24 protein-coding genes are annotated in these 23,894 nt (G+C 61.8%); 11 read left to right on the top strand and 13 right to left on the bottom strand.

Annotated elements, in window-relative coordinates:
• Positions 1-67: 67 nt before the first annotated feature.
• The gene (locus AC1DVH_RS07735; RefSeq protein ID WP_477753294.1) at positions 68-730 is read right to left on the bottom strand and encodes a hypothetical protein; all 663 of its coding nucleotides are present in this window, start codon (positions 728-730) and stop codon (positions 68-70) included.
• A gap of 151 nt (positions 731-881) precedes the next feature.
• On the opposite strand from AC1DVH_RS07735, the gene AC1DVH_RS07730 reads away from it, so the two are divergent.
• Both AC1DVH_RS07730 and AC1DVH_RS07725 read left to right on the top strand, forming a co-directional pair.
• Positions 882-1,253, top strand: a complete 372-nt coding sequence (locus AC1DVH_RS07730; protein WP_477753293.1) for a DUF3302 domain-containing protein — start codon at positions 882-884, stop codon at positions 1,251-1,253.
• A gap of 3 nt (positions 1,254-1,256) precedes the next feature.
• The gene (locus AC1DVH_RS07725; protein WP_477753292.1) at positions 1,257-2,216 is read left to right on the top strand and encodes an HlyD family secretion protein; all 960 of its coding nucleotides are present in this window, start codon (positions 1,257-1,259) and stop codon (positions 2,214-2,216) included.
• 55 nt (positions 2,217-2,271) lie between these two features.
• Here AC1DVH_RS07725 and AC1DVH_RS07720 read toward each other — a convergent pair whose 3' ends face one another.
• The 9 genes from AC1DVH_RS07720 to AC1DVH_RS07680 all read right to left on the bottom strand — a co-directional run bounded on the left by AC1DVH_RS07720 (position 2,272) and on the right by AC1DVH_RS07680 (position 10,898).
• A complete protein-coding gene (locus AC1DVH_RS07720) occupies positions 2,272-3,783 on the bottom strand; it encodes an aldehyde dehydrogenase family protein (RefSeq protein WP_477753291.1) in 1,512 nt (503 codons plus the stop codon).
• Positions 3,764-4,837, bottom strand: coding sequence for an aminoglycoside phosphotransferase family protein (locus AC1DVH_RS07715; protein ID WP_477753290.1), 1,074 nt, complete (start codon positions 4,835-4,837; stop codon positions 3,764-3,766). Before AC1DVH_RS07715 ends, AC1DVH_RS07720 begins: the two co-directional genes overlap by 20 nt.
• A gap of 5 nt (positions 4,838-4,842) precedes the next feature.
• Positions 4,843-5,187 carry a cupin domain-containing protein gene (locus AC1DVH_RS07710; protein ID WP_007976122.1) on the bottom strand — a complete coding sequence of 115 codons (345 nt, stop codon included), beginning with the start codon at positions 5,185-5,187 and terminating at the stop codon, positions 4,843-4,845.
• Between the two features lie 160 nt (positions 5,188-5,347).
• The gene (locus AC1DVH_RS07705) at positions 5,348-5,716 is read right to left on the bottom strand and encodes a cupin domain-containing protein (protein WP_477753289.1); all 369 of its coding nucleotides are present in this window, start codon (positions 5,714-5,716) and stop codon (positions 5,348-5,350) included.
• Positions 5,709-6,992 (bottom strand): nucleotide disphospho-sugar-binding domain-containing protein, encoded by a 1,284-nt coding sequence (locus tag AC1DVH_RS07700; RefSeq protein ID WP_477753288.1) that lies wholly within the window; start codon positions 6,990-6,992, stop codon positions 5,709-5,711. Before AC1DVH_RS07700 ends, AC1DVH_RS07705 begins: the two co-directional genes overlap by 8 nt.
• Before the next feature lie 32 nt (positions 6,993-7,024).
• Positions 7,025-8,104 (bottom strand): ABC transporter ATP-binding protein, encoded by a 1,080-nt coding sequence (locus AC1DVH_RS07695; RefSeq protein WP_477753287.1) that lies wholly within the window; start codon positions 8,102-8,104, stop codon positions 7,025-7,027.
• Positions 8,097-8,903, bottom strand: coding sequence for an ABC transporter permease (locus AC1DVH_RS07690; RefSeq protein WP_477753286.1), 807 nt, complete (start codon positions 8,901-8,903; stop codon positions 8,097-8,099). Before AC1DVH_RS07690 ends, AC1DVH_RS07695 begins: the two co-directional genes overlap by 8 nt.
• Positions 8,900-9,760: an ABC transporter permease gene (locus AC1DVH_RS07685; RefSeq protein WP_477753285.1), complete on the bottom strand. Its 861-nt coding sequence runs from the start codon at positions 9,758-9,760 to the stop codon at positions 8,900-8,902. Before AC1DVH_RS07685 ends, AC1DVH_RS07690 begins: the two co-directional genes overlap by 4 nt.
• An 82-nt stretch (positions 9,761-9,842) precedes the next feature.
• On the bottom strand, positions 9,843-10,898 hold the full coding sequence (locus AC1DVH_RS07680; protein WP_477753284.1) for a polyamine ABC transporter substrate-binding protein: 1,056 nt from the start codon (positions 10,896-10,898) through the stop codon (positions 9,843-9,845).
• A gap of 198 nt (positions 10,899-11,096) precedes the next feature.
• Here AC1DVH_RS07680 and AC1DVH_RS07675 point away from each other — a divergent pair, with 198 nt between their 5' ends.
• The 4 genes from AC1DVH_RS07675 (at position 11,097) to AC1DVH_RS07660 (ending at position 15,246) form a co-directional block, all read left to right on the top strand.
• Positions 11,097-12,029: a GntR family transcriptional regulator gene (locus AC1DVH_RS07675; protein ID WP_477753283.1), complete on the top strand. Its 933-nt coding sequence runs from the start codon at positions 11,097-11,099 to the stop codon at positions 12,027-12,029.
• Between the two features lie 100 nt (positions 12,030-12,129).
• A complete protein-coding gene (locus AC1DVH_RS07670; protein ID WP_477753282.1) occupies positions 12,130-13,404 on the top strand; it encodes a nucleotide disphospho-sugar-binding domain-containing protein in 1,275 nt (424 codons plus the stop codon).
• 71 nt (positions 13,405-13,475) lie between these two features.
• On the top strand, positions 13,476-14,873 hold the full coding sequence (locus AC1DVH_RS07665) for an NAD(P)/FAD-dependent oxidoreductase (protein WP_477753281.1): 1,398 nt from the start codon (positions 13,476-13,478) through the stop codon (positions 14,871-14,873).
• Between the two features lie 13 nt (positions 14,874-14,886).
• Complete coding sequence (locus tag AC1DVH_RS07660) at positions 14,887-15,246, top strand: cupin domain-containing protein (RefSeq protein WP_477753280.1); 360 nt, start codon at positions 14,887-14,889, stop codon at positions 15,244-15,246.
• On the opposite strand, the gene AC1DVH_RS07655 is transcribed toward AC1DVH_RS07660, so the two are convergent.
• The 3 genes from AC1DVH_RS07655 to AC1DVH_RS07645 all read right to left on the bottom strand — a co-directional run bounded on the left by AC1DVH_RS07655 (position 15,243) and on the right by AC1DVH_RS07645 (position 19,756).
• Positions 15,243-16,280 carry a GGDEF domain-containing protein gene (locus AC1DVH_RS07655; RefSeq protein WP_477753279.1) on the bottom strand — a complete coding sequence of 346 codons (1,038 nt, stop codon included), beginning with the start codon at positions 16,278-16,280 and terminating at the stop codon, positions 15,243-15,245. The two genes, AC1DVH_RS07660 and AC1DVH_RS07655, sit on opposite strands and share 4 nt — an antisense overlap.
• A 362-nt stretch (positions 16,281-16,642) precedes the next feature.
• Positions 16,643-18,295 carry a SulP family inorganic anion transporter gene (locus tag AC1DVH_RS07650; protein ID WP_477753278.1) on the bottom strand — a complete coding sequence of 551 codons (1,653 nt, stop codon included), beginning with the start codon at positions 18,293-18,295 and terminating at the stop codon, positions 16,643-16,645.
• Between the two features lie 180 nt (positions 18,296-18,475).
• Positions 18,476-19,756: a serine/threonine transporter gene (locus AC1DVH_RS07645; RefSeq protein ID WP_477753277.1), complete on the bottom strand. Its 1,281-nt coding sequence runs from the start codon at positions 19,754-19,756 to the stop codon at positions 18,476-18,478.
• A 379-nt stretch (positions 19,757-20,135) separates the two neighbouring features.
• Here AC1DVH_RS07645 and AC1DVH_RS07640 point away from each other — a divergent pair, with 379 nt between their 5' ends.
• The 5 genes from AC1DVH_RS07640 to AC1DVH_RS07620 form a co-directional block, all read left to right on the top strand.
• Positions 20,136-20,519: a tautomerase family protein gene (locus AC1DVH_RS07640; protein WP_477753276.1), complete on the top strand. Its 384-nt coding sequence runs from the start codon at positions 20,136-20,138 to the stop codon at positions 20,517-20,519.
• A 29-nt stretch (positions 20,520-20,548) separates the two neighbouring features.
• Positions 20,549-21,190 (top strand): TetR/AcrR family transcriptional regulator, encoded by a 642-nt coding sequence (locus AC1DVH_RS07635; protein WP_477753275.1) that lies wholly within the window; start codon positions 20,549-20,551, stop codon positions 21,188-21,190.
• Positions 21,181-22,146 (top strand): 2-hydroxyacid dehydrogenase, encoded by a 966-nt coding sequence (locus AC1DVH_RS07630; RefSeq protein WP_477753274.1) that lies wholly within the window; start codon positions 21,181-21,183, stop codon positions 22,144-22,146. Before AC1DVH_RS07635 ends, AC1DVH_RS07630 begins: the two co-directional genes overlap by 10 nt.
• A gap of 144 nt (positions 22,147-22,290) precedes the next feature.
• On the top strand, positions 22,291-23,358 hold the full coding sequence (locus AC1DVH_RS07625) for a phosphotransferase family protein (RefSeq protein WP_477753273.1): 1,068 nt from the start codon (positions 22,291-22,293) through the stop codon (positions 23,356-23,358).
• 178 nt (positions 23,359-23,536) lie between these two features.
• Positions 23,537-23,894, top strand: a 358-nt coding sequence (locus AC1DVH_RS07620) for an SDR family NAD(P)-dependent oxidoreductase (RefSeq protein WP_477753272.1), incomplete at its 3' end; no start/stop codon positions are given.

Genomic DNA, 23,894 nt, shown 5'->3' with positions numbered 1-23,894 from the left:
CCGACGTAAATGGAAGGGCAATAGTAAATGAGAATGAGTCTTTAGTGTGTTGAATTATGCCCAGTTGTCAGCCACCCAACGCAATGATTGCAAGGATCAGCACGCCCCCCGTGGCAGCCATGATCACCCCACCCTGCCATTGCGTGGCGCCAGCGTATCTGGCGAGCATCCAGCCGGCGATGAACAGCACCACGAGGCCGATCAGGTTGGACAGGCGGATGGCGAGTGCCGTCTGATCGAGCAGTATGAACGGCACCACCAGTGGAAATGTCGAGCACACGACCAACAGGAAAACACCGAGCGCACCCTTGAAGTCGTTCCAGCCCAGGCCCGCCCTGGTCGGCAAGGGGGGCTGCTCGAGCAGTCGACGGCGCAACAACTCCAGGCCCTCGCTGCCGGCTGCCACCGCCAATTGCAATGGCAACACTTGCGCAATGAGTGCCTGACCGGCCGCGGCGTCCGTGCCATTGCGCAGGGCGAGGTACAGCTTGATCCTGCGCGTGCGCTCGACCAGTGCGCGCAACAGGTACATGACTGCATCGGCCAGTCCCCAGGCGAGATTGCAACCGAGTGCGGCAATCATCATCGAGCGCTCGGCTGCCTGGTCTGCCGTGGCCACGCTGATGGTGCCGGTGAACGTCATGGCCATCAGCAGGCCGAAGATCACCTCGGTAATGCGCTCGACAGGGTCAAGTACAGGCGCCCTTTCGAATTGACCTTGGGTTTGCATGAATTCACCTCGCCCGGGGGTACCTGCACGATATCGGTCAACGCTTCGCCCAGGCAGCGGGTGCTCAAGCTGGATATCCGCGTCCCCGTCAAGTGTAGATTGAACGGCTACACTCATGCGCACACGTCACCTGTTTCAAGAGGAGTGATTCATGCTTGATTACTTCGCGCTGGGCCTGCTGATCTTTGTCGGGCTCATCTTGTTCTACGGGGTCATCCTGCTCCACGACATCCCCTATGAAATTGCCGTCCACCGCAACCACCCTCACCAGGATGCGATCCACGCCACCGGCTGGGTCAGCCTGTTCACCCTGCATGCGCTCTGGCCATTCCTGTGGATCTGGGCGATGGCCTATCGAGAGGACCGGGGCTGGGGTTTCAGTGACGGACACTCACCCAAAAGCCATGTGGTTCACCTCGAACAACAGGTCGCCGAACTGCAAGGGCGGATCGAGCGCCTCGAGGCGGCGACGGGCACGACACTGAGCAGGCTGCCAACGGACAATCTCGGCGAGGGCATTTGAGCCATGGATCTCTTACTCATTCTGACGTATGCCGCTCTCTGCGTAGCCATCTTCAAGATCTTCCGCATTCCCCTGAACAAATGGACGGTGCCCACGGCGGTGCTGGGCGGGATCGTGATCATCGGCGCGCTGATTTTCAYGATGAACTACAACCACCCCTACTCCGAGGTGGCGCGTTCCTATTTCGTATCGGTTCCGGTAATACCCGTGGTCAGCGGCCAGGTGATCGACGTGCCGGTGAAGACCAACCAGCCCCTGGAAAAAGGCGATGTGCTGTTTCGCATCGATCCCGCGCCTTTCGAATACCGGCTGAAATCCCTCAAGGCACAACTGGTTGCCGCCCAGGCCGATCGCGCCCGGATCACCGAGCTGATCAAGCGTAATTTCGGCACCCAACGGGAATTGGATGCGGTGGTCGCTCGCAGTGATGACCTGAAGGCACAACTGGACAGCGCGCAGTACGAACTCGACAACACCACGGTGCGCGCGCCGAGCAAAGGCTTCGTTACCCACGTTTCGTTGCGTCCGGGCATGATGGCGACCAAGTTGCCGTTGCGCCCCTCGATGGTCTTCATTCCCGCCGAAGGGCATTACTTCGCAGCGTGGATGCGCCAGAACAGCCTGTTGCGCCTGACCGAGGGCGACGAGGCCGAAGTCGCTTTCGACGGCATTCCCGGAAAGGTTTTCGAAGGCAAGGTCAAAACCGTGGTTTCGGTCATCGCCGAAGGCCAGGTCCAACCTTCGGGCACGCTGCTCGGCTTCACCGGTTCACCACCAGCCGGCCGGGTCCCGGTGGTCATTGAAATCACCGATCCCGACTATGCCCAGTACGCCGACCAGATGCCCGGCGGCGCCTACGGCCAGGCGGCGCTGTACAGCCAGCATTTCCATCACATCGCGATGATGCGCAAGATCCTTCTGCGCATGGCCGCGTGGATGAACTACATCTTTCCGTTCCACTAACCCGGCAGCGACGGCAACTGGCTCAATCCTTGAATTGGGTCAGTTGCCGGTACAGCTAACCGGCCTGATCGCGATAGAACACGTCGTCGGTATACGGATACCACCAGTCCTGAATCTTCGGCTGGTGGTCGATGATGACCATTTTCGAGCGGCGGAACGCTTCCAGCCCCTGACGCCCGAGCTCACGCCCAAGCCCCGACATCTTCCAGCCACCGAACGGCAGCGCATCGTTGTCGATCAGCGGATTGTTGACCCAGACCATCCCCGCCTCCAGGCGCTCGGCGGCTTCCATGGCTTCGGCCAGATCCGTGGTAAACAGCGAGGCACCGAGGCCGAACGGCGAGTCGTTGGCCAACCGCACCGCTTCATCGAAATCTCTGACACGACAGATCGCCGCCACCGGGCCGAAACACTCTTCCTGAAGAATCGCCATGTCACCGGTCACGCCGGTGAGGATGGTCGGCTCATAGAACCAGCCGACGCTGTGCCCGGGTGGAATCCGTCCGCCACAGACCACTTTCGCACCCTTGGCCACGGCGTCATCGACCAGGCGCATGACTTTATTACGCGCCGCCTCGCTGACCATCGGCCCGATTTCCGAACGCTCCAGGCCATGGCCAATGCGCAAGGCACGGGCGCGCTCGGCGAATTTCGCGACAAACTCGTCATGGATTTCATCGACGACGTAGAAGCGTTCCGCCGAGGTGCAGATTTGCCCGCTCAAGTGGAACGCAGCGGTCACTGCGCCCGCCGCCGCCACTTCCAGCGGTGCATGTCGGGAGATGATCAACGGATCGCTGCCACCGGCCTCGATCACGCAAGGCTTCATCCGTTCGGCGCAGGCCACGGCGACCGCTTTGCCTGCTGCCACGCTGCCGGTGAAGGCCACCGCGTGGGTCTGCGCCGACTGCACCAACAACTGCGCGGTGACAGCATCGCCCGGCACGCAAGACACCAACCCCGGCAACAGCGCGGTGAAGTGCTCCATGAACTTGAGGGTGCACAGGGTCGTGGCTTCCGCCGGTTTGATGATGCAGGCATTGCCCGCCGCCAGCGACGCGGCGACCGTCCAGCACATCAGCAGGATCGGAAAGTTGAACGGCATGATGTGCACGCTGATGCCATGCGGCTCGTAGCGCACATGCTGGAACGAGCCGATCTGCGTGGTGCCGGCAACCTTGCCGGCATCGTCCCGGGCCATCTCCGCGTAGTAGCGAAAGATCGGCGCGCAGTTGGCCAGTTCGCCCATGGCTTCGGGAAACGGCTTGCCCATCTCCAGGGTCATCAGGCGCGCCACTTCACGGTTGCAGGCGACGTTCTGCTCGATGGCGTTGGCCAGTTGATGCAGGCGCGCGGCGCGGCTTTTGGCATCCACTACGCGCCATTGTTTTTGTGCGGCGGTGGCGGCATCGATGGCGGCTTGCACATCGGCGTCGCCACACACGCCGACTTGCCCGACCGGTTGCAGGGTCGCCGGGTCAAGCACTTCGCGCACACGGCCATCGGTCAGCGGCAGGAATTCAGAATTGATGAAACGCAATGCAGTGTCAGTGTTGAACGTGGCCATGGGATGATCCTTGAACCAATCGATAAGGGGTTTCGCGTAACGTCGCCAGGGTCTCGGCGGGCAGTTCTTCACTCCAGCCCGGCACRTGCCGGTCGAGCCATTGGCGCAGCGGCGCAAAGGCCTCGGCGTCCAGGGCGCGGACAAACAAACCGAGGGTGCGCGGCAGGTGCGCCAGGTAACCGTGCTTGCCGTCACGACCGGCCAGGCGCACGAAAATCCCCAGCACCTTGGCGTGACGCTGGGCGGCCAGGCGCCGGTAATCTTCGAGAAAACCCGGCGCATCCAGCTCCGGGCGTTGCAGCAGGTAATGACTGATCAGTGCCGCCCGCAGTTCCTCGGGCACATCGCGCCGGGCGTCTTCGAGCAGCGACATCAAGTCATAGGCTGCCGCCCCGACCAGGGCATCCTGGAAATCCAGCAAGCCGCAGGCGGCGACGCCTTCGCGGCCTTGCAGGAGCATCAGGTTGTCGACGTGAAAGTCGCGCAGCACCAAGGCTTCGCGACACTGTGCAACGTCGCGGCAGGCCTCGGCGAACAGCGCCAGATACTCATCGCGCAAGGCCTGTGCCGCCTCTTTGCCAATCAACAACGGCACATACCAGTCGATAAACAGCGCGTACTCGTCCGCCAGTCGATGCTCGTCGTATGGCGCCAGTTCCGCGGCTGGCGCTGCGCGATGCAACGCCACCAGCGTATCGACCGCCAGGTGATACAACGCCGACTCCGAATGCCCGGCCAGCAGCAGCCGGGTGTAGGTGTCGTGCCCGAAATCCTCGATCAACGCCAGCCCCGCCGCCTCGTCCACCGCCAGCAAGGCCGGCGCGGACAGGCCCAGCCCCTGCAACTGCCGGGCGATCCGCACGAACGGGCCGATGGGCTCGCTGTGTGGCGGCGAATCCATCAGCAACAGGCCGGCGCCGTCCAGGCGGAAATAACGCCGGGTCGAAGCGTCCGCCGGCAAGGCGACCAGCAAGGCCCCGGCGTAACCGGCGTGTGCCAGAAAGGCGGCGCGCTGGTCCTCACGGGTTGGCAATTGCGCCAATGCATCTGTCATGGCGATCACCGGATCATGTAGACCTTTTTGATGGTTTCGTGGACGGTGCACACACCCTTCCAGTCCTTGCCGAAGAAGGCGGCGGTGTCCGGCTTGATCTCGATCACCTCGCCGGACTCGTGGACGTAAGTGCAGCGACCTTCGAGAAAGTGGCAGAACTCGTCGCTGGTGACATGGCAGAACCACTTGCCCGGGGTGCAGATCCAGATGCCGCATTCGGACTGGCCTTCGGGGCCTTTGTGCAGCACCACGCCGGAGACACGGGATTCACCCTCGAGCATGGTCGGAATCACGCCCCAATCCTTGACGTCAGTGATGCTCAGCGGGTCGTACAGAAACGGGGTAGTCATGTGTTGCTCTCCAGGTTGTGTATGTAGGAGCGAGYTTGCTCCGGGCGGCGTTCCGACGATRGACGTCAACGATGACGCGTGCTGTCTGGATGGCCGCGTTGCCCTGACGCTCTTCGCCAGCAGGCTGGCTCCTACAGGGATTGCAGTGTTTCCCACAGGCTCAAGCCAGCATATAAACGTTGCGCAGGGTTTCCCGGACGTCGCATTCGCCGGTCCAGCCCGCCGGGAACAGCACCAGGGTGTTGGGGCGCACTTCGATCACTTCACCGTTGTCGTTGCGGTACGTGGCGTGCCCCGCGATGAAGTGGCACAGCTCGTCCCGGGGAATCGACAGCCGCCAGCGCCCGGGGGTGCACACCCACAACCCGGTTTCCGGGCTGTTGTCCGGGCGTTTGAACAGCAGCCGACCGCTGGAATGCGAGACGCCTTCGACGGCGTCGCTCTGCACGCCCCAGTCCACCAGGTCGGTGCGGCTGCTGACGGCTTCGAGGTACGGCGTGATACCCGCCGTGGTAGATGAATCAGGCATCGTTGAGCACCTTGTCGAGAATCGCGGCCGCGTCTTGCGGCCCCTTGCGCGATTGCATTTGCGCGCTGGTGCGCTGCAGGCGTTGGCGCATCGCCTCGTCGTTGAGGCACGCGTGGAGTTTTTCCGCGAGCTGTTCTTCGCTCCATTCGTAGCGATCGAGCTTGAAGCCGTGACCGCTTTCTTCGGCGCGCATGGCGTTGTCATGGCCGTCCCAGACGTAGGACATGACGATCGCCGGTTTGCCGAAGAACAGGCACTCGGTGAAGCTGTTGTTGCCGCCGTGGTGGATCACCGCGTCGACCTGGGCAATCACCGACGGCTGCGGGAACCAGTTGGAAATCTGCACGTTGTCCGGCAGGTCCGGGTATTCGTCGAGGTGTTCGCCGACGTTGAACAGCGCCCGGTAAGGCAGCTTGCCCACCGCATCGATCAGGCGCTTGAGCAACTCGACATCGCCGGAACCGAGGCTGCCGAAGCTGGCGTACAGCAGCGGCCTGTCGTTGTGGGCGCGGAACGGCGGAATCTCGTACGGCGTGTCGTGGCGCACGCAACCTTGCAGGTAATGGAAACGCTCGGCCGGCAACGGATGGCGGCGGTCGAACTTGACCGCATCCGGGTACAACAACAGGTTCATGTACGGTGAGGCTTCAAAGAAGGTGCCCAGCGGATAGGGCTGCTCGCCATGGGCCTGCAGAAACTGGTTGAAGTCCTCGTGAATCGGCCCGACCACTTCCTCGAAACGCTGGCGGAATTGCGCGTGGCCCGCCTTGTCGTCGATGCTCATGCCCGACAGGTGCGGCGGGATATCCGGGTCTTCGATCTCGTTTTCCGAGCAGGAAATGATCCGCACCCACGGCTTGCCGTATTGCTTGATCGCCGGGAACAGGATCACGTTGTCGACGCAGATCAGGTCGGGCTTGACCTTGTCCAGCACCGCCGGCAGGTCCTTTTGCGCCCACTTGGCGGTTTCGACGATGGCCGCCCAGCACTCCTTGACGTAGTTGTCGATCTGGCCCAGCGGCGACTTGCGGAAATTCGGTATGTGGCCGTTGATGAAGTCCACCCAGTAGCGGGCCATCTCTTCGGCCGGCATCGGTGCCGACATGTTGACCCTGTGCTCTTCAAAACCATAACCGGCGTACACACCGCTCATGCCCGGGTCGGTGAGGAACACCGCTTTATGACCCAGGGCTTCACAGGCCTGGGCGATACCGACTGAGTTCAGCGCCGGGCCGTAGGCGGCTTCGGGGAAGAATGCGATCACTTTCTGTTTCATCGAGTGCTGCTCCTGCCTGGTCTTTTTATTGTTCAGCGCGTCAATACGCGGGCATGCCGGGCCTGCCAGCCCAGCCGGATGGTCGTGTCGATTGCAAAATGGGCGAATTCGAACTGTGAGGACGGCACGCGCACGATCAGCGGCTTGTCGCTGAGGGGGGTCAGCACGTGCAGGTTGGTGTCGAGGCCGTGGTAGGCGACTTCGACGATCTTGCCGCTGACCTGATTGGCGCAATCGCCGCCCTGCTCCGTCAGCACTTGCAGGCGTTCGGGACGAACCACCACGGCGACGGATTGGCCGGTCACCAGCGGTGCGTCGGTTTCGACGCTCAGCTCCTGGCCATTGACCCGCACCGAGTGCTGGCCCGAGCGCACGCCTTCGAGCAAGTTACTGACGCCGATGAAGTTGGCGACAAAACGGCTGTTGGGGTTTTCGTAGAGTTCGGCCGGGCTGCCGCACTGGCAGACCTTGCCGCCGTCGAGCACCGCCATGCGGTCGGACATCACCAGCGCTTCTTCCTGGTCGTGGGTGACGATGATGAACGTGATGCCACTCTCGTGTTGCAGGCGCTTGAGTTCCAGCTGCATCTTTTCCCGCAGCTTCTTGTCGAGGGCGCCCAAGGGCTCGTCGAGCAGCAACACCCGAGGACGCTTGACCAGTGCCCGGGCCAATGCCACTCGCTGGCGCTGGCCGCCGGAAAGCTGATCGGGCTTGCGCTCGGCCAGCTCACCCAGTTGCGCGGTGCCCAGCACTTCATCGACCCGGCGACGGATTTCGCTTTCCGGCAGGCGCTCCATTTCCAGGCCGTAGGCAATGTTCTTGCGCACGGTCATGTTGGGAAACAGCGCGTAGGACTGGAACATCAGGTTCAGCGGACGCTTGTTGGCCGGCAGCGGCGAGATGTCATTGCCGTCCAGGTAGATGCAGCCACCGCTGGGGGTCTCGAAACCGGCGAGCATGCGCAGCAGCGTAGTCTTGCCGCAGCCGGACGGCCCCAGCAGCGCGAAGAACTCGTTCTCGCGGATGCTCAGCGACACCTCGTTGACCGCCAGGCCGTTGCCATAAGACTTGCTGACCTTATCCAGGATCAATACCGCAGATGAATTATTCATGGGTGCGAGGAGCCTTGTTGAGACGCTGCGAAGCCAGCAGCGCGGTGATGCTGACCAGCATCACCAGCGTCGCCAGAGCGTTGATTTCCGGGGTGACGCCGAAGCGGATCATGGCGTAGATCTGCATGGGCAAGGTGGTGGACGCCTGGCCGGAACCGGAGTTGAAAAAGGCGATGATGAATTCGTCCACCGACAGGGTGAACGACAGCAAACCGCCCGCCAGCACGCCGGGAAAGATCACCGGCAACAGCACTCGACGGAACGTGGTGAACCAGCTCGCGCCGAGATCGATCGAGGCTTCGAGAATCGAATAGTCGAAGTGCTTGAGCCGCGTGCGCACCACCGCGCAGACGAAGGCGATGTTGAACACGGCGTGGCTGATGATGATCGAGTGCAGCCCCAGGCCGACCTTGAGCAGGTTGAAGAAGCTGAGCAGCGCAATCGCCAGCACGATGTCGGGGATGATCATCGGCGCCATCAGCAAGGTGTCGACCACCTGGCCTTTGTCGTTGCCCTTGCGGCGCAACTCGATGCCCAGTGCCAGGAAGGTGCCAAGCACGCAGGCAATGAAGGTCGCCGACAACGCAACGATCAGGGTGTTGAGCGCCGCCGACAGAATCGCCGTGTTGTGCGCCAGTGCCGCGTACCACTTCAGCGATACGCCGCCCCAGGCGGTGGGCAATCCGGACTTGTTGAACGACAGCAGGATCAACACCAGGATCGGTATATAAAGGAAGGCGTACACCAGACCCAGGTGCGAACCCAGCACGGTGCCGCTGACAGAACGAGACTGACTCATGAACGCGCCCCTTCTGCACGACGGGCCACCAGTGCCTGGATGAACAACAGGATCAACATGATCGCGATCAGAAAGAAGCTCAGCGCCGCGCCAAACGGCCAGTCCCGCGCCGTGAGGAATTGCGAATAGATCAGGTTGCCGACCATCTGCACCTGCTTGCCGCCCAGCAGGTCGGCAGTGATGAAGTTGCCGATGCTCAGCACGAACACAAACACCGCGCCCGCTGCGATACCCGGCACGCTCAGCGGCAGGATGATCCGGCGAAAGGTCATCCAGCCCGAGGCGCCGAGGTCTTTCGAGGCGTCCCACAATTCGTTGTTGATCCGCGACAGCGACGAGAAAATCGCCAGGATCACAAAGGGGATATAGTTGTAGACCAGCCCCAGCACCACGGACGATTCGGTGTACAGCAGGCTGATGGGGTCGCCGCTGTAGCCGAACACTTGCAGCAGGCGGTTGATCAGGCCTTCGCGGTTGAGCAGGACGATCCAGGCGTAAGTACGGATCAGGTAATTGCTCCAGAACGGCAGCATCACCAGAAACAGATACACCGCCTGACGCCGCCGTGGCGCGCGGGCAATCGCATAGGCCGCCGGGTAGCCGATCAACACCGCAAACACCGTGGCCAGCCCGGCGATCTTCGCTGACTTGAGCAGGATGCCGAGGTACAGCGGATCGAACGCGCGCTGGTAGTTTTCCCAGGTGAACAACCAGTCGATGCCGCCATACGCGCCGCGTTCGACAAAGCTGTAGACCAGCACCAGCAGGCACGGAATCACCAGGAACATCAGCAGCCAGCCGAAGCCGGGCGCAAGAAGCCAGGCCGACAGGCGCCTGTCAGCATGCAAAGCACTCATTACCCATATCCTCCCGCCTCAGGGCAGAGGCGGCTTGCGAGCGTGGCGAGGCGTGCCGGGCATGCCTCGGGTCGACGTGGCGTTAGTTCTGCGCCGCCATGATTTCGGTGACGGCGCGGGTGTAGGCCTTTTGCGTGGTGCCGCCCAGGTCGCGCAATTGCTCCATTTTCAGCAGCTCGGCGGGGGCAATGGTCAGGTTGGGGTATTGCTTGAGCAAGTCAGCGGACAACCCGGCCATGGCCGCCTGGTTGGGGACTTTGTAGAGGATGTTCTCGGCGACCCAGGCGTGGTTTTCCTTGGCCAACATGAAGTTGATGAACTTGAAGGCCTGGTCCTGGTGCCTGGAATTCTTGAGCACCACCATGGTGTCTACCCACAGGTCGGAACCTTCCTTGGGCACCACGAACCTGATCGCCGCGTTGGCCTGGGTGCCGTAGTTGCACCAGCCGTCCCAGGCGTGGGCCATCAGCGATTCGCCGGAGGCCAGCTTGGAATAGAAGGTGGTGTCGTCGAAGGACAGAATGCGTTTTTTGGTGGCGATCAGTTGATCGCGAACCGCGGCGATTTGCGCGGGGTCGCTATCGTTGACCGACCAGCCCTTGGCGAGGAAACCGGCACCGAGCATCCAGCGGTCGGTGGCGAGCATCGTCACCTTGCCCTTGAGGGCATCGCTCGGATTGAGCAGCTCGTTCCAGCTCTGCGGCGCCGGCGTCACCTTGTCGGAGCGATAGCAGATGCCTGTGGTGCCCCATGTGTAAGGCACGGAGAACTGGTTGCCCTGGTCATATTCCAGGTGAGTGGCTTCGGGGTAGAGGTTTTTCAGGTTGGGGACCTTGACCGGATCGATGTCCGCCAGCAGCCCCTGTTTGTGCAGGACTTCGGCGAAAGGCGAGGAGACGAACACCACGTCATACCCTTCACCACCGGACGCCATCAGCTTGCCCATGATTTCTTCGTTGGTGGCGTGCAGCGCCTTGTCGACGTCCACACCGCTGGCAACCTTGAACTTCTCCAGCGCATCCGGAGCCATGTAGCCGTCCCAGATGGAAATCACCATGTCTTTCGCACTTGCAGCCTGTGAAGCGATCGCCAGGGAAACGGCCAACCCCACGCACAGAAGATCATTCAGCTTGCTCATAAATACTCACCCGACGATTGTTTATTGTTGTGTTCGAAGGCAGTACGGCAAAACGAGAAACGATTGCTGGTGTTTTTTTTTAGAAATTAGGACCAGTATCAAAAGATGTCAACGCTTTTTTCCGGCCTGACGACTGACCGGCGCATGACATAAGATGAGCAACCGAGCCCGACAGCGGATCACCACGAGAACAGACGCTTGAGCACGACAGCCGAAAAAAAACCGCGCACCAATCACCTGGAACTGGCCCGGCGCATCCTCGAGCACACTCAGGAAAGCGGCCTGATGGCCGGCGACCCGGTGGCCGAACAGGCCCTGGCCCGCACGTTCCAGGTCTCGCGCACGCTGATTCGCGGCGCGCTGAAAGTGCTGCTGGAAGAAAACCTGCTGAGCCATGAAGCCGGCAAGGGTTACCGATTGCTGGCATCGCCGACAGGCCAGGCATTCAACGCCACCCTGCCGCAAGCCGAGGAAGAAGAACTGGCTGCCTCGGTACTGCGCGATCRCATGGCCGGGCGCCTGGGCGACAGCATCAGCATCAGCGAACTGATGCGCCGCTACGACATCGGCCGGCCAGCGGCGCAAAAGGCCCTGCAGCAATTGAGCGAAAGCCAGGCCATCGAGCGCGGCCCCGGCCAGTCCTGGCTGTTTCGTCCGTCGCTGAACAGCCTGGCCGCTCTGGAAGAAAGCCTGAAGTTCCGCCTGATTCTCGAGCCCGAAGCCTTGCTCAGCCCGAGCTTCAATGCCGACCCGCAACGCCTGGCGCTGTTGCGTAGCGCCACGCAAAGCCTGCTCTCAAGCCCGGTGGAAGACTTCGATATCCAGCAGTTTCGCGAACTGGACATCAGCTTCCACGAACTGCTGGCCCAAAGCTGCGGCAACCGCTTCATCAGCGACGCCCTGCTCCAACACCAGGGCCTGCGCCGCTTGCCGAACCTGCTGCCATCGGTGAGCGTGCACCGCCTGCAGGAGGCGCTGCGCGAACACCTGCAGATCATCGCGCAGATCGAACGCGGGCAGATGGAGATCGCCGCCGACCTGCTGCGCCTGCACCTGCGCCTGAGCGCCGCGCAACGCCCGCAAACCGCCAACCGTGGCATCCCGCAAAGTCATCTGTTCGGGCGTCGCTAATCATCACGTAAAAACATGATGATTTTTTTTTGAAAATAAGACAGCATCCAAAACACCTTCAGGAGCGGCGGGGCTGACCCGCCATGGACAGTCCCTCGCCATGCAAAAACAAAAACTGATCGCCCTGTTTCCGGAAGCCAGTTTCGGCGCGGCCCTGAACTGCATTGGTATCGCCCAGTCGCTGCGCGAACTGGGCGCCAGGCCGGTGTTCATCTGCCATGAACATTTCCAGGGGTTGTTCGCCGAATACGGTTTCGATGAATACCCGATTCCGCAAGTGAGCCCGTTGTCGGCGGCGGAACACCAGCACTACTGGGAGCGCTTCATCGAGCGCAGCATTCCCTACTTCGACCAGACCCCGCTGGCGCAGATCGACAGCTACGTGGCGCCGGCCTGGGAAGCCATCACCGACACCGCCATCGAAGCGGAAAAACCCTTGCAGCAGTTGCTCGGCCGCCTCAAGCCCGACGTGATCGTGCTCGACAACGTGGTGATGTTCCCGGCCATTGCCAACGCCGGTTGCCCGTGGGTGCGGATGGTGTCCTGCGCTGAAACCGAGCTGCCGGATGCGGCCGTCCCGCCGTACCTGTCCGGATGCCTGGCCAGTGACACGAAGGCCTGCGAGCGTTACTCCGAGCATTACCTCAAAGCCGTCGCACCGGCCCATGAACGCTTTTCGCAGTTTCTCCTGAGCAACAATACGGCGCCGTGTCCTGCAGGGCAGTTCCTCACTGACTCGCCATGGCTGAACCTGCTGCTGTCGCCGACGCCAGTGCGCTATGAACGCCAGCAACCGCTCGACCCGCAGCGCTACGTCTACCTCGACGGCTGCGTACGACGGGAAGCGCCGTACATCGTCCCGGACTTTCCACGGCACAACGACGCGCCGCTGATCTACCTCAGCTTCGGCAGCCTCGGCGCGGCCGACACCGGGATGATGAAACGCCTGATCAACACTATCGAAACCTTGCCGTACCGTTTCCTGGTCAACGTCGGTGCCTACCGCGACATGTACACCACCGTGCCGGACAACGTGTACCTCGACAGCTGGTTTGCCCAGCCGGCGGTGCTCAAGGAATGCGATGTGTTCATCCACCACGGTGGCAACAACAGCTTCTGCGAGGCGCTGTATTTCGGCTTGCCGTCGCTGATCATTCCGTATTGCTGGGACGGCCACGACAATGCCGCCCGCGCCGAGGAAGTCGGTGTCGGCCGCTATCTGCCGCGCTTTGCCGATCCCCTGGCCGCCCTGCCCGCCGCCCTCGAACAGCTGCTGGCGGATAAACCGATGAAACAACGCCTCATAGCGTTCAGCGAACGCATGCAGGCGACCCGCGGCACCGACATTGCCGCGCGCGCCATTCTTGATCTCTAGCCAAAACAACAAAAACCCGTCGGGCAACCGAACGCAATCGTCGCTGCCCGACACACCGCCGGAGTTTCAGCATGAAGGCCCCACCGCGTCTCGATTCCCTCGACCATGTCCTGCCCCATCCTTTTTGGCAGGACACTGTCACCCCACCGCCCGCTGCACCTTCCGTCACCGGCACGCTGCAATGCGACCTGGCAGTGGTCGGTGGTGGATTTACTGGATTGTGGACGGCGTTACTGGCGCGCCAGCGCAACCCCGGGCTGAGCATCGCGATCATCGAGGCGCGACGCTGCGGCGGCGAGGCCAGCGGGCGCAATGGCGGTTTCTGCGCACCGAGCATTTCCCATGGGGTGTCCAACGCGCTCAAGCGCTGGCCGGATGAAGCACAGCAACTGATCCGCCTCGGCCGGCAGAACCTTGATGAACTGGCCGCCGACCTGCAACGCTTTGGCATGCACGTCGAGTTCGAACGCCAGGGCAAACTCAACGTCGCCAGCCAACCGTGGCAGATCGACGGGTTGCGCTCGATGCAGCGCAACTATGCGCAGTTCGGTATTGACTGCCAGTGGCTGGAAGGCAGCGATCTGGCACAGAAACTCGACTCCCCGGCGTATGCGGCGGGCCTGTTCGAGCCCAATTACGCCCTGCTCAACCCGGCGAAAATGGCCACCGAACTGCGCCGCGTCTGCCTTGAACAAGGGATTCAACTGTTCGAAAACAGCCCGGTCCTGCAACTGGATGCCCGCAACGACAGCCTGCGCCTGCGCACTGCCGACGGCGAAGTCAGCGCCGGGAAAATCGCCCTCGCCACCAACATCGCCCCGCCGCTGCTCGGCCATCTGGCATCGAGCGTGATCCCGGTCTACGACTACAGCCTGGTCAGCGAACCCTTGAGCGATGCGCAGCTGCAAGCCATCGGCTGGACCGGCCGCTACGGCATCGCCGACGCCGGCAACCGGTTCCACTACCTGCGCAAGACCGCCGACAACCGCATTCTCTGGGCCGGCTTTGATGCCATCTACCATTTCGGCGGACGCCGCGACGAGGCACTGACCCAGCGCCCGCAAAGCTTCCAGCGCCTCGCCGAACAATTCCAACAGACCTTCCCGGCCATGGGCGATGTGCGTTTCAGCCATGCCTGGGGCGGCATCATCGACACCTCCGCACGCACCACGATGTTCACCGGTTGCGAGCACCAGGGCCGCGTCGCCTATGCCTTGGGCTTCACCGGGCAAGGGGTGTCCGCCAGCCGCTTCGCCGCACTGAACATGCTCGACCTGCTGGCCGGCGAGCGCACCGAACGCACCGAGCTGCTGATGACCTCCAAGGCGCCATTCCGCTTTCCGCCCGAACCCTTGCGTTACGTCGGGGTGAAACTGGCCCAACGCTCACTGGCGCGCGAAGACCGCGACGGTCACCGCGACTGGCTGCTCAAGTCCTTCGATGCCTTTGGCATCGGCTTCGATTCCTGATCCGGAGACCACCATGTCCACAGCCCTGCCCCGGCATGTCCTCGACTTCGCCAGCGACCTTGCCCCCCGTGAAACTGAAATCAACGACCCGGCCGTGGTCGACGCGCCTTATCGCAGCAAAAGTTGGCGGCACTTTGTGGCACCCGGGAAAAACGCCGTGGCCGGCATCTGGGAGGCGGGACCGCATCGGGAGCGCTGTCAGTGCGATTACGATGAGCTGTGTCACATTCTGCAAGGCACGGTGCGTCTGACCGATGCCAAGGGCGTTGCGCGCACGTTCGGCCCCGGTGATTCTTTCGTCGTAGCCAGCGGGTTCAATGGCACCTGGGAAAACCTCACCCCGGTGCGCAAGGTCTACTTCATCCTCGGCTAACGTACCTGATTACGCCCGCTGCGCTTGGCCTGATACAGCGCATCGTCGGCACGGGTCAGCAGGGTTTCCGGCGTGTCACCGGGTTGAGCATGAGCCACGCCGAACGACGCGGTGATGGTGTCCAGCACCGTGTCAGTACCTCGGGCCTTGACCCGCAGCGCCTGGATTTTCAGGCGCAGGCGCTCGGCAAAAGCACCGGCGGCCGCCAGATCCGGGCAATCCTTGAGCACGACACAGAATTCTTCACCACCGTAACGCGCGGCAATGGCCTCGGCCGGCAGCGAGTCTCGCARCACCTGGGCGACATGCTGAAGCACGCGGTCACCCAGGGGATGGCCGTACTGGTCGTTGAAATGCTTGAAGTGGTCGATATCCAGCATCACCAGGGCCACGCCGGTCGCCGCGTTGTTCATCGCCTGCTCGAGCTTGCGATTGAAGGTGGTGCGGTTGAGCAATTCGGTCAGGCCATCGAGGGTCGCGGCCAGTTGGGCGCGCTCCAGTTTGTCGCGCAGGCTTTTGATTTCATGCTGCGCCGACTGTAACTGGGCGAGGAAGTGTTCCTGCTGCCCTTGCATCAGCCGAGTGCTCTGTTGCAGCTGGACCAGGATGCTCGGCAAGTGCTCGCTGGCGGGCTCTTCGAGCATTTTCAGGTATTGGCCAAGGTTGGCCTGGAAATTCTGATTGCCCTTCACGCTGCGCGAAACATCGCGCTCCATGTCGTCGACCAGGTTGATCGCTTCCTGTTGCCCGGAACGGGCGTCCGTCAGTTCATCGCGGATGATGTACTCGCGAAACAGTTTGGCGGCCGACTCCGGCGGGAAATAGTCGAAGTCGCTGACCACCCGGTCCAGGTGCCGATTGAGTTCCGGCTCCTGGCCTTTGCTGTAGGTGTACCAGAGCGCGTAGTGCACCGGGTTGGGCGCAATGTTGTGACGAACCATCAGCGGCACTGCCTGCTTGAGCAACGCCGCTGCCTCGCGGGAGTCTTCCGGATACAGCGCTAGAACAGTCGCACGCGTGTCTGATTGGCTCATGGTTTCACTGTGGTTGTTATCATCGGCGATTGGCAAACTCGCTGAGCATAGCCATACGCCCGACAAACGACCATCCCGAATCACACAATCATTTCAACCCGGTACGCCTGTCCCACAGGCCCGATCAACTGTTGGTCGGCATCAAACCGGCCATGTTCTGGCGCCGACGGTACGCGGTATCGCAATTGGCCAGCCTGCTTTTGGTGGGAACGAGCCTGCTCCGGGCGGCGTTCCGACGAAGACGGCGGCACATCCAACATCGATGTGACCGACATACCGCCTTCGCGGGCAAGCCCGCTCCCACAGGTTTTTGTGAACGACATAAATCACTGGGGGGCTTGCCCGCGATGAGGCCAGCACAGTCATTTGTTCAGCCTGAGGGCTTGCTGCACCGCTCCATCCACGCTAAACCCACTCAGCAGCACCCCGCTAACCTCCACCTGCGGCAACGCCGCCAACGCCGTTTGTGCGTCGTCCTTCAGACGCGCCAGAATCAGCTGTTTGCCTTCCTGATGCACCCGCACAAAAAACTCCTGCAACGCCTCGATGCTGGTGCCATCCAGATCGGGCGATTCCTCAAGACTGAGAATCACCGTATGAATCGGCGATTGCGAATGCCGGATCAGACGCAAGGCGCCGCCAAGAATCCGCTCGACGTTGGCAAAGAACAACGCTTCCCCCGGCCGCACAATCATCACGCCAGACACTGCTTGCGCCGTTGGGTGGCGTTGCAGGTCGACAAAGTCGTGACCGCCATCGATGCGCCCCAGAATCTGGATATCCGCCGCCGACATCTGCTTGAGCATCAGCAACATACTGATCGCCACCGCCACCAGCAAGCCGTCCAGCACCCCCAGCACCAACACCGCACCCACGGCGCAGATCACCAGCAAGCGGTCACGGCGCCAGATGAAATACCGTCCCAGCGGCTGCAGGCTCAAGCCGCGCCCCAGGGCATGGATGACGATGGCGGCGAGGATCGGTTCCGGGGTCAGGGCGATGTAAGGCAGAACCGTCACGACAATGATCAGCACCACCAGCGCCGCCACGACACCGGCCAGGCGCGAAGTGGCACCCGCCGCCTCATTGGCCGACGTTGCCGAATACCCTGMCCCCGCCGGCATGCCGTGGAACAGGCCGGACAACAGGTTGGATGCCCCCAGCGCAAGCAGGTCGCGGTTCGAGGTGACGCGATCACCGTGCTTGAGCGCATAGGCACTGATCGAGCCATAAGACTCCGCATACAGAATCATCACCATGGCGAACGCCAATTCACCGAGACGCAGCCAGTCGGCAAACGGCAGTACCGGCAATTTCGGCACCTCCAGGCTCAGGTCGATCACGCCGATAAGCTTCACGCCATAAGCCGGCAGGTCCAGCCACTGCCCCGCCGCAATGCCGATCACCACCACCAACAAACCACCTGGCAGGCGCCGCAAGCGCGCGAACAGCCATAACAAGGCCAATGCCACGGCGCCGACGCCAGCCGCCGCCCAGTTCCATTGCGGCAGTTGTTCCAGCAATTGCGGCAGAAAACCCACCAGGCTGGCCTCGGTCAAATGCACGCCGACCACGCTGGCGACCTGCTTGAAAATAATGGTCAGCGCCAGGCCAAAGGCAAACCCGCGCAGCACCGGTTTGGCGATAAACGAGGTCACGCTGCCGAGCTTGAACAGCCCGGCCAGCAAGAAGAACCCCCCAGTCACCAGCACCAGGCCGATGGCCAGGGTCGAGCGAAGCTCAGGATCGCCATTGGCCAGGGTGGCGGTCGCGGCGGCCAGCACGGCGGCGGAAGATGAAGTGGCCGAGACAATCGCAAATCGGCTGGTGCCGAACAGGCCATAACACAGCAACCCGGCGAACAAGGCGATCACCCCGGCCTGGGGCGCCAGTGCGGCGATGCTTGAATAGGCGACCGCTTCGGGCAGCAACWGGCCGGCAATCGACAACCCTGCCAACAGGTCCTGCCAGCGATTGGGTTGCTCGGTGGGATTAGCGTTTGGGGCGCTCGACAATCCGGTGTCTCCAGGCGAAAAAAAACCGCTGCACATATCACGTGCAGCGGCCACTGTAGCTGAAAATCAAAAGATCGCAGCCTTCGGCAGCTCCTACACCGGCCGCGAACCGCTGCGATGTATCGGTCAACCCGATCTCTGTAGGAGCTGCCGCAGGCTGCGATCTCTTGATCTTTAACGTCAGGCAGTCAGCGAGTAGATCAGCGCCGTAATCGCCACCAGGCCCACCGCCGTCACGAAGACGTTGGACGCCTGACCGCGATAGCGTGCCATCGCCGGCACCTTGCGGATGGCGTACATCGGCATCAGGAACAGGATCGCCGCAATCACCGGGCCACCCAGGGTTTCGATCATGCCGAGGATGCTCGGGTTCAGCGTGGCGACGATCCAGCACACCACCAGCATGAACGCGGCGGTCATACGGTCCAGGCTCTTGGCGGATGGACGCTTGCCGCTCTTGMCGATCAGGCCCTKGAGRCCTTCGCTGGCRCCGATGTAGTGGCCCAGGAACGACTTGGMRATGGCCACGAAGGCWATCAGCGGCGCSGCRAAGGCGATGGTCGGGTTGCTGAAGTGGTTGGCCAGGTACGACAGGATCGACAGGTTCTGCGCCTTGGCTTCAGCCAGTTGCGCTGGCGACAGGGTCAGCACGCAACTGAAGACGAAGAACAGCACCATCACCACCATCAGCAGGTGGGCGCGGGACAGGATCTGCGAGCTGCGCTCCTCGGCGTGCTCCCCATAGCGGCGCTTCTGGTCCACGGCGAACGCCGAGATGATCGGCGAGTGGTTGAACGAGAACACCATCACCGGAATCGCCAGCCACAGGGTATGCAACAGCGCCGATGGTGCCGGCACGCTGCTGGCGGTGGCCAGGATCCCGCCGTTCCAGTGGGGAACCAGGTACACCGCCAGGAACAGCAGCGCAACGATGAACGGGTAGACCATCAGGCTCATGGCCTTGACGATCAGCTGCTCACCGCAACGCACCACCGCCAGCAGGCCAAGGATCAGCACCAGCGACAGCACGGCGCGCGGTGGCGGCATGATGTGCAGTTGATGCTCGAGGAAACTGCCCACGGTGTTGGTCAGCGCCACGCTGTAGATCAGCAGGATCGGGAAAATGGCGAAGAAGTACAGCAAGGTGATCAGGGCACCGGCCTTGATGCCGAAATGCTCTTCCACCACTTCAGTGATGTCGGCGCCTTCGCGACCGGACAGTACGAAACGGGTCAGCCCGCGGTGTGCGTAGAACGTCATCGGGAATGCCAGCAACGCCAGGATCAGCAGCGGCCAGAAACCGCCCAGGCCTGCGTTGATCGGCAAAAACAGAGTACCCGCACCAATCGCCGTGCCAAACAGGCCCAGCATCCAGGTGGTGTCTTGGCGATTCCAGCTCGACAGTGTTGCTGGTGTCGCGTCTACATAGCGTTCGTTAACGCTATTGGCCTGATCATTCATCCGGTGGGATCTCCACATTCCGGTCACTTGCCACCCGGCCTGGACGCGTCGGAATACCCGACAGGCGGCGTCCGGCCGAAACAGGGGCGCGATTCTGGAGGATTAGTGAACAGAAGCAAAGGCTTAGGTGAGGAACGGTGGTACCAGATAGACGAAAATCCCCTGTGGGAGATCCCCTGTGGGAGCGAGCTTGCTCGCGATGGCTTTGGCACATCCAACATCTATTTGACTGACACACCGCTATCGCGAGCAAGCTCGCTCCCACARGGAATTGCGGTGTTTTCGAGGCTACGTTTCATCGCCAGATGGCATCCGTCACTTGATAAAGGTCCATCGTCATGTATTTTTAACTGACCTGCATTCCTTCTGGAGTCTTCCCATGCCACTGGTTCGCGTCGACATCAAAAAACATCAGGACCCCAACTACGCCAAGCGCATCGGCCAACTGATCTATGCCGCCATGCACAACACCATCGGCGTGCCGGAGAACGATAATTTCCAGATACTCGCCGAACACGATGCGCAGCATTTCATCTTTGATCCCGGTTATCTGGGCATCAACCGCACGGACCAACTGGTGGTAATCCAGATCACCATGAGCGAAGGCCGGACCGTCGAGCAGAAACAACGCCTCTACAAAACAATCGCCGAGAGCCTTAACACAGAGCTGGCCGTGCGCCTGGAGGACGTTTTCATTAATCTGGTGGAAGTGAAAAAAGAGAACTGGTCGTTCGGCAACGGGATTGCCCAATACGCCCTCTGATACTCAACCTGCAACCCCGAGAATGCCCCATGCCCCGAGTTTCCCGCAAACAAGCCGATCTCAACCGCGAGACCATAGTCGAAGCCGCCACACGGCTGTTTCGCGAACGCGGTTTGCACGGGATCAGTGTGGTCGATGTGATGGCCGCCGCGGGCCTGACCCACGGCGGTTTCTACGGGCACTTCGAATCCAGGGAAGCCCTGGCGCAAGAGGCCAGCGGCAGAGCCTTCGAGCAGGCCGCGCAGCGCTGGCAAGCGCGGGTGGCCGAGCATGACAGCAAGGACGCCGCCCGCCGCGCCGTGGTCGAACCGTACCTGTCTCGCGAAAGCCGGGACCATCCGGGCGACAGCTGCCCGGTGGTGGCCTTTGCCGGGGACATGTGCCACGAGGCCGCCGAAAGTGGCTTGCGCCAAACCTACATGCAGGGCCTGAACAACCTGCTCGATTCCCTCGGCTCGCTGCTGGACGCAGAGGACGAAGCCGGCAAACGGCAGCAGGCGCTGGTGCAGTATTCGCTGATGTTCGGCGCGCTGATGCTGTCCCGGGCCACCCGCGGCGACCCGCTCTCGGACGAGATTCTCGAAGCCGCCCGTGCCACCCTCATGTCGCCGAAACAAAGCGCCGCTCGAGCTGATTTTACGATGCCCACAGGGAGCCAAGCATGCCCGTAACCGTTCTGGTACTGGTTGAAACCATCAATGATTACCTGCCCATCCTCGAGCATCAGGGCTTCCATCTGATTCTGGCCCCGACACCCGCCGAGCGCGCCGAAGCCATCGACCGGCACGCCGGACAGATCGACGCCGTCCTCACCCGTGGCCCATTGGGGCTGTATGCCGATGAAATCGCCGCGCTGCCCCACCTCAAGATCATCTGCGTGATCGGCGCCGGCTATGAACACGTCGACCTGCAGGCCGCCGCCGACCGGGGCATCACCGTCACCAATGGCGCCGGGGTCAACGCCTCGTCCGTCGCCGACCATGCCATGGCGCTGCTGCTGTCGCTGGTGCGCGACATACCCCGCTGTGATGCTGCCGTACGACGCGGCGAGTGGCCGAAGATCATGCGCCCTTCCCTCGCTGGCAAACGCCTGGGCATCCTTGGCCTCGGCGCGGTCGGCATGGCCATCGCCAAACGCGCCAGCGCCGGTTTCGACATGACCATTGGTTACCACAATCGCCAGCTTCGCAGCGATGCGCCCTACACCTTCTGCTCGACCCCGACCGAACTGGCGCGCACCTCGGACTTCCTGATCGTCGCCACGCCCGGCGGCCCGGCCACCAGGCACCTGGTCAATCGCCAGGTGCTCAACGCGTTGGGTCCCCAGGGGTTTATCGTCAATATCGCCCGGGCCAGCGTGATTGCCACCGCTGACCTGATCAGCGCCCTGGAGCAACGCCGGATCGCCGGTGCCGCGCTGGATGTATTCGACACCGAACCGAAGGTGCCGGATGTGCTCAAGACCCTGAGCAACGTGATCCTCACGCCCCATGTCGCCGGGCTGTCCCCGGAAGCCACCCAAGGTACCGTCGAACTGGTGGGCAAGAACCTCGTGGCGTTTTTCTCCAGCCAACCGGTGCTGACGCCGATCGACTTGCCACCTGCCACGAGCCATGTCGCCCAGTGACAGCGATTCAAACAGCTGTATCAAAAACAATGATTGGCCGGCAACACGCTCGCCTATAAGAGCCATTCGCGGTTGTGGGTGCGCAGTCTGGGCATTAGATTAGCCAATAGTTTCAGGCCTCCAGAATAAGCAGAAGGGATAAGCATGGCGCTTAATGACCAGTCCACCCGTATCCGCACCGGCGAAGAGCTCGATGCCAGCCTGATCGATCCGTACCTCAAGGCCCATATTCCGGGGCTCAGCGGCTTGCCACGGATCAGCCAGTTTCCGGGCGGCGCTTCCAACCTCACCTACTTGCTGGAATACCCCGAACAGGAATTCGTCCTGCGTCGCCCGCCCTTCGGCCACAAGGCCAAGTCGGCCCACGACATGGGCCGTGAATTCCGCATCCTCAATCAACTGCGCGACGGCTTTCCGTACTGCCCGAAAGCCTATGTGCACTGCACCGACGAATCGGTGATCGGTGCCGAGTTCTATGTCATGGAACGGGTCAACGGCATCATCCTGCGCTCGGACCTGCCGCTGGAACTGGGCCTGGATCCGGCGAAAACCGAAGTCTTGTGCAAGAGCTTCATCGACAAATTCGTGGAACTGCATCGGGTCGACTACAACGCCTACGGCTTGGGCGACCTGGGCAAACCCGAAGGTTACGTGGCGCGGCAAATCAAAGGCTGGAGCGATCGCTACGAAAAAGCCCTGACCCCCGATGCGCCACAATGGGCAACGGTCAAGGCCTGGCTCAACGACAAGATGCCGGCCGACCATCCGGTCTCCAGCATCGTGCACAACGACTACCGCTTCGACAACGTGATCCTCGACCCGAACAACCCGATGCAGATCATCGGCGTGCTCGACTGGGAACTGACCACCCTGGGCGATCCGCTGATGGACCTGGGCAACACCCTCGCCTACTGGATCGAAGCCGATGATCCGGCGCCGGTGCAGATGATGCGCCGCCAACCAAGCCACGCGCCGGGCATGTTGACCCGCCGCGAGTTCGTCGATTACTACGCCGAACGCTCGGGCATCCGCATCGACAATTTCGACTTCTACTACACCTACGGCCTGTTCCGCCTGGCCGGCATCGTGCAGCAGATCTACTACCGCTTCTACCACGGCCAGACCCAGGACAAACGCTTCGCGCAGTTCATTCACATGAACAAGCTGCTGGAGCAGATGAGCTTGCAAGTCATCCAGAAATCCAGCCTCTGAGCCTGATTCTATTCAATCCACCGATCCACCGAACTCCTGTAGGAGCGAGCTTGCTCGCGAAGGTCTTTAACGATAACGCTCGCTTACTGACCAAACGCAGCAAGCCGTCCCTACCAAACAGCATCAGCAAAACCCCGGCATTCGACTCGATAACAAGACTTTTTATAAGGGAATCCCAATGTCCAAGACTCAGTTGTTCGACCTCGACGGCAAGATCGCTTTCGTCTCCGGTGCCAGCCGTGGCATCGGTGAAGCCATCGCCAAACTGCTGGCCCAGCAAGGCGCCCACGTAATCGTCTCGAGCCGCAAACTCGAAGGCTGCCAGCACGTAGCCGACGCGATCATCGCCGCCGGCGGCAAGGCCACCGCCATCGCCTGCCACATCGGCGAAATGGAACAGATCAGCCAGGTCTTCGCCGGCATCAAGGAACAGTTCGGCCGCCTCGACATCCTGGTCAACAACGCCGCGACCAACCCGCAGTTCTGCAACGTGCTGGACACCGACCTCAGCGCCTTCCAGAAAACCGTCGACGTGA

This window comes from Pseudomonas sp. P4_C3 (assembly GCF_056402075.1).
This window is presented reverse-complemented; position numbering and strand designations above follow the sequence as displayed.

Coding starts and splice junctions, on each gene's coding strand:
- AC1DVH_RS07735 (WP_477753294.1), bottom strand. CDS start 730: ATGCAAACCCAAGGTCAATTCGAAAGGGCGCCTGTACTTGACCCTGTC.
- AC1DVH_RS07665 (WP_477753281.1), top strand. CDS start 13,476: ATGAAGGCCCCACCGCGTCTCGATTCCCTCGACCATGTCCTGCCCCAT.
- AC1DVH_RS07710 (WP_007976122.1), bottom strand. CDS start 5,187: ATGACTACCCCGTTTCTGTACGACCCGCTGAGCATCACTGACGTCAAG.
- AC1DVH_RS07730 (WP_477753293.1), top strand. CDS start 882: ATGCTTGATTACTTCGCGCTGGGCCTGCTGATCTTTGTCGGGCTCATC.
- AC1DVH_RS07685 (WP_477753285.1), bottom strand. CDS start 9,760: ATGAGTGCTTTGCATGCTGACAGGCGCCTGTCGGCCTGGCTTCTTGCG.
- AC1DVH_RS07690 (WP_477753286.1), bottom strand. CDS start 8,903: ATGAGTCAGTCTCGTTCTGTCAGCGGCACCGTGCTGGGTTCGCACCTG.
- AC1DVH_RS07705 (WP_477753289.1), bottom strand. CDS start 5,716: ATGCCTGATTCATCTACCACGGCGGGTATCACGCCGTACCTCGAAGCC.
- AC1DVH_RS07660 (WP_477753280.1), top strand. CDS start 14,887: ATGTCCACAGCCCTGCCCCGGCATGTCCTCGACTTCGCCAGCGACCTT.
- AC1DVH_RS07635 (WP_477753275.1), top strand. CDS start 20,549: ATGCCCCGAGTTTCCCGCAAACAAGCCGATCTCAACCGCGAGACCATA.
- AC1DVH_RS07630 (WP_477753274.1), top strand. CDS start 21,181: ATGCCCGTAACCGTTCTGGTACTGGTTGAAACCATCAATGATTACCTG.
- AC1DVH_RS07695 (WP_477753287.1), bottom strand. CDS start 8,104: ATGAATAATTCATCTGCGGTATTGATCCTGGATAAGGTCAGCAAGTCT.
- AC1DVH_RS07720 (WP_477753291.1), bottom strand. CDS start 3,783: ATGGCCACGTTCAACACTGACACTGCATTGCGTTTCATCAATTCTGAA.
- AC1DVH_RS07700 (WP_477753288.1), bottom strand. CDS start 6,992: ATGAAACAGAAAGTGATCGCATTCTTCCCCGAAGCCGCCTACGGCCCG.
- AC1DVH_RS07640 (WP_477753276.1), top strand. CDS start 20,136: ATGCCACTGGTTCGCGTCGACATCAAAAAACATCAGGACCCCAACTAC.
- AC1DVH_RS07670 (WP_477753282.1), top strand. CDS start 12,130: ATGCAAAAACAAAAACTGATCGCCCTGTTTCCGGAAGCCAGTTTCGGC.
- AC1DVH_RS07680 (WP_477753284.1), bottom strand. CDS start 10,898: ATGAGCAAGCTGAATGATCTTCTGTGCGTGGGGTTGGCCGTTTCCCTG.
- AC1DVH_RS07625 (WP_477753273.1), top strand. CDS start 22,291: ATGGCGCTTAATGACCAGTCCACCCGTATCCGCACCGGCGAAGAGCTC.